The 10,369-nt window shown below is 65.4% G+C and carries 8 protein-coding genes, 1 tRNA gene and 1 riboswitch; of the genes, 3 read left to right on the top strand and 6 right to left on the bottom strand.

Annotation, left to right across the window (positions count from 1 at the left end):
• On the bottom strand, window positions 1-754 hold a 754-nt coding region (locus Q0176_RS10865; protein ID WP_299302842.1), incomplete at its 3' end, for a bifunctional hydroxymethylpyrimidine kinase/phosphomethylpyrimidine kinase.
• Between the two features lie 68 nt (window positions 755-822).
• A riboswitch (TPP riboswitch) is annotated at window positions 823-921 on the bottom strand.
• 120 nt (window positions 922-1,041) lie between these two features.
• On the opposite strand from Q0176_RS10865, the gene Q0176_RS10870 reads away from it, so the two are divergent.
• From Q0176_RS10870 to hslU, 3 genes are all read left to right on the top strand, one after another.
• Entirely contained in the window at window positions 1,042-1,938 is an 897-nt protein-coding gene (locus Q0176_RS10870) for a tyrosine recombinase XerC (RefSeq protein ID WP_299302846.1), read from the top strand.
• An 81-nt stretch (window positions 1,939-2,019) separates the two neighbouring features.
• Window positions 2,020-2,559, top strand: a complete 540-nt coding sequence (gene hslV, locus Q0176_RS10875) for an ATP-dependent protease subunit HslV (protein WP_299302849.1) — start codon at window positions 2,020-2,022, stop codon at window positions 2,557-2,559.
• Window positions 2,556-3,956 (top strand): ATP-dependent protease ATPase subunit HslU, encoded by a 1,401-nt coding sequence (gene hslU / locus Q0176_RS10880; protein WP_299302852.1) that lies wholly within the window; start codon window positions 2,556-2,558, stop codon window positions 3,954-3,956. Before hslV ends, hslU begins: the two co-directional genes overlap by 4 nt.
• 118 nt (window positions 3,957-4,074) lie before the next feature.
• Here hslU and Q0176_RS10885 read toward each other — a convergent pair.
• From Q0176_RS10885 to ileS, 5 genes are all read right to left on the bottom strand, one after another.
• Window positions 4,075-4,148, bottom strand: a tRNA-Cys gene (locus tag Q0176_RS10885).
• 60 nt (window positions 4,149-4,208) lie between these two features.
• Window positions 4,209-5,162 (bottom strand): NAD-dependent epimerase/dehydratase family protein, encoded by a 954-nt coding sequence (locus Q0176_RS10890; protein WP_299302855.1) that lies wholly within the window; start codon window positions 5,160-5,162, stop codon window positions 4,209-4,211.
• A gap of 52 nt (window positions 5,163-5,214) precedes the next feature.
• A complete protein-coding gene (locus Q0176_RS10895; protein WP_299302858.1) occupies window positions 5,215-6,399 on the bottom strand; it encodes a glycine C-acetyltransferase in 1,185 nt (394 codons plus the stop codon).
• 206 nt (window positions 6,400-6,605) lie between these two features.
• Window positions 6,606-7,652: an RluA family pseudouridine synthase gene (locus Q0176_RS10900; protein ID WP_299302861.1), complete on the bottom strand. Its 1,047-nt coding sequence runs from the start codon at window positions 7,650-7,652 to the stop codon at window positions 6,606-6,608.
• Between the two features lie 10 nt (window positions 7,653-7,662).
• Window positions 7,663-10,369: isoleucine--tRNA ligase (ileS, locus tag Q0176_RS10905; RefSeq protein WP_299302864.1), on the bottom strand; the 2,707-nt coding region annotated here is incomplete at its 5' end.

Below are 10,369 nucleotides of genomic sequence, written 5' to 3' on the forward strand. Positions count from 1 at the left end.
AGCCGTAGTTGTCGTTGTTTACCTTGAGCCAGAGGGTGTCGTCGATTTTCTCCGGCCAGGTGTCGCGGTCGCCGTTGAAGCGGCGTTCGGCGAAGGCGTCGAGGAAGCGGTTGGCCATCGAGTAGTCGCTCTGACCGACGCTGCCGAGAATGCCGGATGTGGAGGACATCATGACGAAAAGCTCCAGCGGGTCCTCCGCCGTCAACTCATCCAGCAGAATCGCCCTGGCGATTTTGGGAGCCAGGACCCGAGCACAGCGTTCATAGGACTTCTGCAGAACCGGAGCGTCGTCGATCACGCCGGCTGCGTGGACGACTCCGTGCAGCGGACCGCGCGCGGCCCGCTCCCGCGTCAGGACGTCCGCCAGGGGGACGATCACCTCGATCAAGGCGCCCACCGCCCCGGGGTCCATCAGGGGGCAGCCGTTCTTGGCGTACATGACCGGATCGACGACCACGTTTTCGGGGGCATATTGCTTCAGCTTCCCCGCGACGGCCCTCATGCACACGGGGGTGGAGAGCATCCCCACCTTCACGGCATCCGCCCCGATATCCTCGAAGACCGCGTCCATCTGCTTCTCGATCATGTCCGGCGTCACGTCCTGGATGGCGATCACCCGGCTGGTGTTCTCCGCCACCACCGATACGACGACGCTCATGCCGAAGACCCCATGGGCCGAGAACGTCTTGAGGTCGGCCTGGATTCCCGCTCCGCCGCTGCAATCGGAGCCCGCTACGGTCAACACTTTACGCATGGCAAGGACCTCCCTGCTCGAAAATTGAAGGGCGCCTTTCCACAACAGGAAAGCGCCCTTCTTCGTGACGACACACATCTCTGCTTCCCTACGCCGGTATTAGCCGACAGGTTCAAGGGGTCAGGTTTTAACCTTCTCAACGCACTTCAGTTCCCCCACAAACGATATTCTTTTGTATGAATTTCATTTTAGGCCGGCGCCGGGCCGAAGTCAAGCGCGCGATATCCGCAATAGATCGGGCGGATACCGCTCTTGAGTTTGTACTCAAACCTGATAATATTTGAAAAATGGACGCAAAGACGATAGACGGCGCCATCGGCGCCTTTTTGGCGCATATCGGCAGCAGGACCGCTTCCGAACATACGCTGACCAATTATGCGGTGGACCTGAAGCAGTTTTCGGAGTATCTGGCGGGTCGGTCCCTATCGGACGTCGGCCTTGTGGACCCTGCGGTCCTGCGCGCCTACCTCCGGGAACTGTCCGGGTGGGGCTATGCCCGGACGACGATATCCCGCAAGCTCTCCTCCCTGCGCGGCCTCTTCTCCTTTCTGAGGGAGCGCGGCGTCCTGGACAGGGACCCGGCCCGCGCCCTGCGCGGCCCCTCGGCCCCCCGGGGGCTGCCGAAGGCCCTCTCGGAGGAGGCCGTGAACCGGATGCTCGAGATGGCCTCGGAGAGCGAGTCCCCCGTCCGGGACACGGCCGTCATGGAGCTGCTCTATGGGTGCGGACTTCGGGTGTCGGAGCTGACGGGGCTCAGGTGGGCGGACGTGGACCTTCAGGAACGCTGGATCGTCGTCCTGGGCAAGGGGGACAAGGAAAGGCGCGTGCCCTTCGGCGGCTGTGCGCAGAGGGCGCTCGAGCGGCTTGGGGCGCAGCGTGACCCGGCGGAGCCCTACGTCTTTTCGGGACGCGGGGGCAAGGCCCTCACGGTCCGGACGGTGCACCGCATCGTCACGACCCTGGCCGGACGCGCGGGGCTGAAGGGCGTGACGCCCCACGTCCTGCGCCACAGCTGTGCGACGCACCTGGTGGAGCGGGGGGCGTCGCTGAAGTTCGTGCAGGAATTCCTGGGGCACGAGAGCCTCTCCACGACGCAGATCTACCTCACCATCAGCGCGTCCTGGATGAAGGAGAGCTACGCCTCGGCCCATCCCCGGGCCAAGGTCGGCGGGGACGCCCCGTGAGGCCGGCCCGTGGAACCGGAACATACAGGGATATACGACGGCAGCGATAAAGAGAAAACGGCAGCGGAAGCTGCGGAAAGGATGAGGACACTGTTTAAGGGAACGACCATCGTGTGCGTCCGCTCGGGAGATAGGGTGGCCATGGCCGGGGACGGCCAGGTGACCCTGGGAAGCCAGATCGTCAAGTCGGGGGCGCGGAAGGTGCGCCGCCTCTTCAACGGAAAAATTTTGACGGGTTTCGCGGGCAGCACCGCCGACGCCATGACCCTGCTCGAGCGGTTCGAGAACCGTCTGGAGCAGGAGAAGGGCGATCTGATGAAGGCAGCCGTCAAGCTGGTTAGGGAGTGGCGCACGGACAAAGCGCTGCGCCGCCTCGAGGCGATGATGCTGGCGGCGGATTCCAGGCTTACCCTGCTGCTCAGCGGGGCGGGGGACATCCTGGAGCCGGAGGGCAACGCGGCGTCCATCGGGTCGGGGTCCGGTTATGCCCTGGCCGCGGCGCGGGCGTTCTGCGAGGGGACGGACTGGCCGCCCGAGCGCATCGCCAAACGGGCCATCGAGCTGGCCTCGGAGATCTGCATTTACACGGACAACGTGGTGACGCTGGAGGTGCTGGAATGACGCCCCGTTTGGAGTCCGCCCTGACGCCCTCCCGGGTGATCGAGTATCTGGACCGCTATATCGTAGGTCAGGAAAAGGCCAAGCGCGCGGTGGCGGTGGCGCTTCGCAACCGCCTGCGCCGCAGGTTGCTCCCGCCTGAGATGGCGCGCGAGGTCATGCCCAAAAACATCCTGATGGTGGGGCCGACGGGCGTGGGGAAGACTGAAATAGCCCGGCGTCTGGCGACGCTGGTTCATGCCCCCTTCATCAAGGTCGAGGCCACGAAGTTCACGGAGGTGGGGTATGTGGGACGGGACGTGGAGTCCATGATCCGCGACCTCGTCGAGTTTGCCGTGACCATGGTGCGCAGGCGGATGCTGGAGGACGTCCAGGGCCCCGCTCTGGAGCGGGCGGAGCAGCGTTTGGTCGATGTCCTACTGCCCAGGAGCGAAAAGAAATTCTCCGTCCCCGATTTCATGAAGGTGTTCGGGGCAGGGGCCGATACGGAGGAGGAACGTCCCGCCGAGGAGGAGCACGGGCAGGAGACGACCCGGGCCAAGCTCCTGGCGATGCTGCGGGATGGGCGACTGAACGACCGCGAGGTCGACGTCGAGGTCTCGGACAACTCGGCGGCCATTCCCGTCCTGGGCGGCGCCGGGATGGACTCCGTGGGAATCAACCTGAACGAGATGCTCAGCGGAATCCTGCCCAAGAGGTCGAAGAAGCGCCGGATGAAGGTAGGGGAGGCCCTGAGGGTTTTTCAGGGTGAGGAGGCCGAGAAGCTGATAGACTCGGACGCCCTCGCGCAGGAGGCATTGGAGAAGGTCCAGGAGGACGGCATCGTCTTTCTGGACGAGCTGGACAAGGTCGTCGCCAGGGGAGGGGCCGGCGGTCCCGACGTGAGCCGCGAGGGGGTGCAGCGGGACCTCCTTCCGATCGTCGAGGGGTCGGTCGTTCAGACCCGCTACGGCCCGGTCAGGACGGACCACATCCTCTTCATCGCGGCCGGCGCCTTCAGCGGCGTAAAACCGTCCGACCTGATCCCCGAGCTCCAGGGGCGCTTTCCCATCCGTGTTGAGCTCCAGCCCCTGTCCTGGGAGAACCTTCAGCAGATATTGACGGAGCCGGAGAACAGCCTCCTGAAACAGTACAGCGCCCTGATCGCCACCGAGGGGACGGAGCTGTGTTTCACGGAGGACGCGACCCGCGAGATCGCGGAACTGGCCAGCCGTATGAACGCGGAGATGGAGGACATCGGGGCGCGTCGACTGCACACGATGCTCGAGCAGCTGCTCGAGGAGATCAGCTTCAGCGTCTGCGATGCGCCGACGGAACGAATCGAGATCGACGCGGACATGGTCCGGGAACGGCTGAACGGGTTGGTCGAGGACAGGGATATCCGCCGTTACCTTCTCTAGCGTTTTTACGAATACGGATAACGGGTACGCGTCGGATATTGGCGGACCGTCGAAAAGCGAACCCCCCGCTCATGAGCGGGGGGTTTTGTAATGTAACGGACTGTGCCGGATTGTCTGCTGGAGGCGGCACCCAGATTCGAACTGGGGATAAAGGATTTGCAGTCCTCTGCCTTACCGCTTGGCTATGCCGCCTTTTTCAAGGAACAACAAAAGAATAAAGACATTGATAACAAGCTTTATTGTACTAAAAAATCAGTTCGGCGTCAAGGAACTCGCTGCGTCCGGCACGCGCGCCAACATGTCCCGAGTCATGGCGTCGAGGTCGTAACGGGGGGCGAACCCCCACTCCTCGCGTGCCGCGGAGCAGTCCAGGGAGTTGGGCCAGGAATCCGCGATGGCCTGACGCACGGGGTCCACGTCGTAGTCCAGCCTGAAGTCCGGCAGCACCTTACGGATGGATGCCGCGATCCCCTCGGGGTCGAAGCTCATGGCGGAGATGTTGAAGGCGCAGCGGTGGCGCAGCCGCGCGGGGTCGGCCTCCATCAGGCGCACCACCGCGTCGAGCGCATCCGGCATGTACATCATGTCCATGAAGCTGCCGGCCCCGATATAACTGGTGTACCGCCCCCTGGCCCGCGCCTCGTAGTAGATGTGAACGGCATAGTCCGTCGTGCCGCCGCCCGGCAGGGCCTCGTAGGAGATCAGCCCGGGGAAGCGAACCCCGCGGACGTCCAGCCCATACTTCAGGTGATAGTACTCTCCCAGAAGCTCCCCCGTCACCTTGCTGACCCCGTAGATGGTCGTGGGACGCTGGATCGTGTCCTGCGGGGTACGGTCCGCCGGCGTGCCGGGGCCGAACGCGGCGATAGAGCTGGGGAAGAATACCGCACAGCCCCGCTCGCGGGCGGCCTCCAACATGTTGTAGGTCCCCCCCATGTTCGTCTCCCAGAGCTGCTGGGGCCTTTCCTCCCCACGCGCGGAGAGGATGCCCGCCAGGTGCATGACCGTATCGGGCTTGAAGGAATCCAGGAGCGCCGCAACGGCCTTTCCGTCCCTCACGTCCAACAAAGCGAAGGGGCCCGAATGCCCCTCCTGCGCCCTGAAGTCCGACGCCATGACGTTGGCGTCCCCGTACAGGCCACGCAGATGCGCCACCAGCTCTGTACCCACCTGGCCGCCGCAGCCCGTCACAAGAATTTTTTTCATGGTTCCGCCCCCTCACATCGCCCCGAAGGGGCGTTCTTCCAACCTGCCCGGCCTAACCGACAATTCCCAGCTCGCGCCCGACGGCGACAAACTGCGCCACCCCCTCGTCGAGGTCCTCCCGGCTGTGCGCGGCGCTGACCATCACGCGGATGCGTGCGGTGCCCTTGGGAACCGTCGGGAAAACGATAGCCGTGGCGAAGACCCCGCGCTCGAAGAGGGCGGCGCTGACGTCCTTGGCCGTCTGGGCCCCCCCCACGATCACCGGGGTGATGGGCGTCTCGCTCTTGCCGACGTCGAAGCCATACCGCTTCATCTCCGCCTTGAGGTATCGGCCGTTCTCCCAGAGGCGCGTCACCCGCTCGTCGCTCTCCTCCATGATCTCGACCGCCGCCAGGTTCGCCGCGACGTCGGGGACGGTCATGGCGCTGCTGAAGAGGTTGGGACGAGCCTTCTGGCGCAGGAAATCGATCAGCGTCGCACTTCCGGCCACGATGCCCCCCACGACGCCGAACGCCTTGGACATCGTCCCGATCTCGATATCCACCCGGCCGTGCAGGCCAAAGTGATCGACGATACCGCGCCCGCCGCGCCCCAGGACCCCCTCCCCATGCGCGTCGTCCACCGCGACCATCGCGCCGAACTCCTCGGCGGCCTCCACGATCTCCGGCAGCCTGGCGACATCGCCATCCATCGAGAACACGCCGTCCGTGACGATCAGTCTGCGTCCCGGCTCGGAGGCATGCTCCCTGAGCTTCGACCGCAGGTCCTCGATGTCGGAGTGTCCATAGCGCAGGGTTCGCGCCTTGGAGAGCCGGCAGGCGTCGATAATCGAGGCGTGGTTCAGCGCGTCGCTGAAGATCAGGTCCCCCTCACCCGTCACGGTCGGCATCACGGCAAGGTTGCCGCAGAAGCCGGACTGCACGGTGATGGCGGCCTCGGTGCCCTTGAATCGCGCCAGCTTCCTCTCGAGCTCCAGATGGATGTCCATCGTCCCCGCGATGGTGCGGACGGCCCCCGGACCGACCCCGTAACGGTCGATGAGCTCCCTGGCCCGCGCACAGACACGCGGGTCGTTGGCAAGCCCCAGATAGTTGTTGGAGCAGAGGTTCAGGTACCTCTTGCCGTCGATCTCGATCCGGGCCCCCTGGGGGCCCGTCAGCGTGCGGATATTCCCATAGAGCCCCTCCCGCTTCATGCGGTCGAGCTCGTCCCTCATGAACGCCGTCGAAACAGCCATTGACCATCCCTCCACATCCGGCCGCACGTAACGGCCTCATCCTCCAAGGCCCGCGAACGACCCCGAAGCACTCCGTCGGTCCATCGGCAAAGCACTATGCAGTACGCCTTTGTTTCTCTGTATTCAGTTTGTCACGGCACAGCGGGAAGGTCAAATATATTCGCGAGGAGGGCAGACGGTCCTCCGCATGGGGAAGGGGGGGAACTCTACAGGAACCTTCGGCTCAGATACTCCCGCAGTTCGTCGGGCAGCGGCGAGCGGAACTCCAGCCGTGCCCCGGTTATGGGGTGGGCGAAGGCCAGCCGCCAGGAGTGCAGGAAGACGCGCCCGAACCCCGGCTCGTCCGGTGCCCCGTAGAGCACGTCGCCGACCAGCGGATGTCCCAGAGCCGCGAGGTGCACCCGGATCTGGTGCGTGCGGCCCGTGTGGAGCACACAGAGCACCAGGGAAAGCCCCCCGCGATGGCTCAGGACGCGGTACCCCGTGAGGGCCGGCCGGCCGCCCTCGACCACAGCCATCCGCAGGCGGTTTGCGGGGTCGCGGCCAATAGGGCCCGAAAGCGTCCCCTCGCCGGGCGCGGGGCGCCCATGCACCAGGGCCAGATACTCCTTCTCCACCGAGCGGTCCCGGAACATCGCCTGGAGCGCCTCCATCGCGTCCTGCCGGCGCGCGACGACCATGAGCCCGGAGGTCGTCGCGTCCAGCCGGTGCACGATGCCCGGCCTCCGCACGTTGTTGAACGGCCCCATATCCGGATAGCGCCACATCAGGCCGTGGACGAGCGTACCGCACCAGTGGCCGGGCGCGGGGTGGACCACCAGGCCGGCGGGCTTGTCCACCACCAGCAGGGCGTCGTCCTCGTGGACGACCCGAAAATCCACGGGCTCCGGCTCGAACTCCAGGTTCTCGGGGGCCGGCATTTCGATGCGGCAGACCGCCCCCTCCGCAACCCTCAGCGAGGGCTTCGGCCTGAGGCCGCCGCAGGACACGCGCCCCTCGCGCACCAGCCTCTGGGCGAAGGAGCGGGTGAGACCCAGACGACGGGCCAGCAGGACGTCCAGCCGCATCCCCGCGTCGGCACCCGTGCACAGGACCTCCTCGATCGGGCTCCCGCCCTCTCCGTCGGAGAGCTCCCGTCCCGATACCCCGGCGGGCCCCATCCCGACTTCATCTGCAGAAGAGCCCCCCTCGAGAGGGGAGCTCTTCTGCGTTCCGGACGGCATTCCGGCATCGGCACAGCGTTCGGCCGTCAACTTCGTCTCCTCAGTTCCGATCCTTCAGAACCGCGGCACATCGCGAGCACAGGCCGTCCCCGGCCGCGCCCTCCGTGTACTTCCAGCAACGCGGGCACTTGATGCCGGGCGTGAATCCCGCAGCCATCTCGAGCCCCGTCGCCTCGTCCCGGATCGGGGCCCCGAGGCTGAGCGCGTCCGTCCACTCGAATCGGGAGACGATGACGAGATCCGCCAGCTCCTGCTCCGAGAAGGCGCCTGCCACGCGATCCATGGCGGAGTTACGCTTGACCTGGACGGCCGCCTCCAGGGAGGTGCCGATGGTCTTCGCGGCGCGCAGCCCCTCCAGCATCCGGCTCACGGCCCCGCGGAGCAGCAGCGCGTCCTGCCACAGATCGTTCAGCCCCTCGTCGATCCGGGAGGGATCCACCGCCGGGAAGTCCGACAGGAACACGCTCTCGGGCAACGAGGCATCGAGTGTCCGCATCTCCTGCCAGATCTCCTCGGCCGTGAAGCTCAGGATCGGGGCCAGCATCCGCGTCAGGACCGAGAGCACCTCCCACATCGCCGTCCGGGCGCTGCGGCGCCCCAGGGAGTCCGCTCCCTCCACGTAGAGCCGGTCCTTGCTCACGTCCAGATAGAACGCGCTCAGCTCGTTGACGCACAGCGAGTGGATGGCGTTGGTCGGCACGTGGAACTCGTACTCCTCGAAGGCCTCGCGCGCCTTTCCGATGACCCGGTGCAGGCGGTCGAGGATCCAGCGGTCCATCGACAGGAGCTCTTCATAGGGAAGCGTGTCCTTCCGGGGGTCGAACCCGTGCAGGTTGCCCAGCAGGAAGCGCGCGGTGTTGCGGATGCGCCGGTACGTCTCCGACAGGGACTTCATGATGGTCTGAGAGATGCGGACGTCGTTCCGGTAGTCGGTGGAGGCCACCCACAGACGCAGGATGTCCGCCCCATACTCGTCCACGACCTCCTGAGGCAGCACCACGTTGCCCAGGGACTTGGACATCTTGCGCCCCTCGCCGTCCAGGATGAAGCCGTGGGTCAGGACGTTCCGGTATGGAGCCTGGTCCTTCACCGCCACGGCGGTCAAAAGCGAGGACTGGAACCAGCCGCGATGCTGATCGCTGCCCTCCAGGTACATCTCCGTGGGCCAGCTCAGGCCGAAACGCTCGTTCAGGACGGCCAGATGCGTCACCCCGGAGTCGAACCACACGTCCAGGATGTTGCCGTCCTTCTCCACGTTGCGGGAGCCGCAGGCATCGCACACGGCGCGGTCTCCGAAGAGCTCCTCCACCGTTCGGCTCCACCAGATCGACGACCCCTCGGGGCTCTCCCCAACCTTATCCGCAAAGCTGCGCACCCGGTCGGGCGTCAGGCTGTGCGCCCCGCAGTCCCGGCATTTGAGCGCGGGGACGGGCACCCCCCAGACCCTCTGCCGGCTGATGCACCAGTCGGACCGGTCGCTCACCATGTTGTGGATGCGGTCGCGTCCCCACTCCGGAATCCAGCGGACATCCTTATCGATGACGTCGAGAGCCCTGTCCCTGAACTTGGAGACGGCGATGAACCACTGGTCGGTCGCGCGGAAGATCACCGGCTTCTTGCAGCGCCAGCAGTGCGGATAGCTGTGCATGATCGTCCCGCTCCCCAGAAGGCGCCCGCGCTCGGCGATCATCTCGATGGCTCGCTTCCCGCCCTCCTCGATGGGCATGCCCTCGAAGAAAGGGGTGCCCTTTTCATAGACGCCCGCGTCGTCCACCGGATTGTAGATGTCGATGCCATAGCGGATCCCCGTCTCGTAGTCCTCGACGCCGTGCCCCGGGGCCGTGTGGACGCACCCCGTGCCGGAGTCCAGGATTACGTAATCCGCCAGGACCAGCGGGATGTCCCGGTCATCACAGAAGGGGTGAACGGCCAGCAGGTTCTCCAGGTCCGAGCCCCGGACCGTGAGCAGGGGTTCGCCGCCCTTCAGGCCGGTCGCAGCAAACACGGCATCCTTGAGGCCGACGGCAAAGAGGTACACCTTTCCGCCGCAGTCGTAGAAGCCGTACTCGTACTGCGGATGCAGCGCCACCGCCATGCTGGCGGCCAGGGTCCAGGGCGTGGTCGTCCAGATGACGACGCTGACGTCCCGTCCTGCAAGCTGGGGGAACTTCTCCGCAGCCCTCGGCATGGGATAGGCGACATAGACCGAGGACGAGGATTCGTCCCAATACTCGATCTCCCCAGTCGCCAGGGCCGTCTGGCAGTCGATGCACCAGTAGACGGGCTTCAGCCCGCGATACACCAGCCCCTTCTCCACCATGTCGGCAAAGGCGCGGAGCTCCAGGGTCTCGAAGCCGGGGTCCAGGGTGATGTAGGGCTTGTCCCACTCGCCGAACACCCCCAGCCGCTTGAACTCCTCGCGCTGGACGTCCAGGTAGTGCAGCGCGGTAGCCGTGCATTTCTTGCGCAGCTCCAGGGGATCCACGGATTCCTTCGAGAGCTTCTCGTCCTTCAGCACCCTCAGCTCGATGGGCAGGCCGTGCGTGTCCCACCCCGGGACGTAGGGCGCGTACCGGCCTGTCATCGTCTTGTACTTGGGGATGAAATCCTTCAGAACTTTGTTGAAGGCGGTCCCGATGTGTATGTTTGCGTTGGCGTAGGGCGGGCCGTCGTGAAGGACGAAACGCTCGTCCGCACCCTTTCTGGCCTCCACGGCCTTATGGTACGTGTCGTGCTCCTGCCAGAAC

The organism is uncultured Fretibacterium sp., from assembly GCF_938040765.1.
Lineage (GTDB): Bacteria > Synergistota > Synergistia > Synergistales > Aminobacteriaceae > CAJPSE01.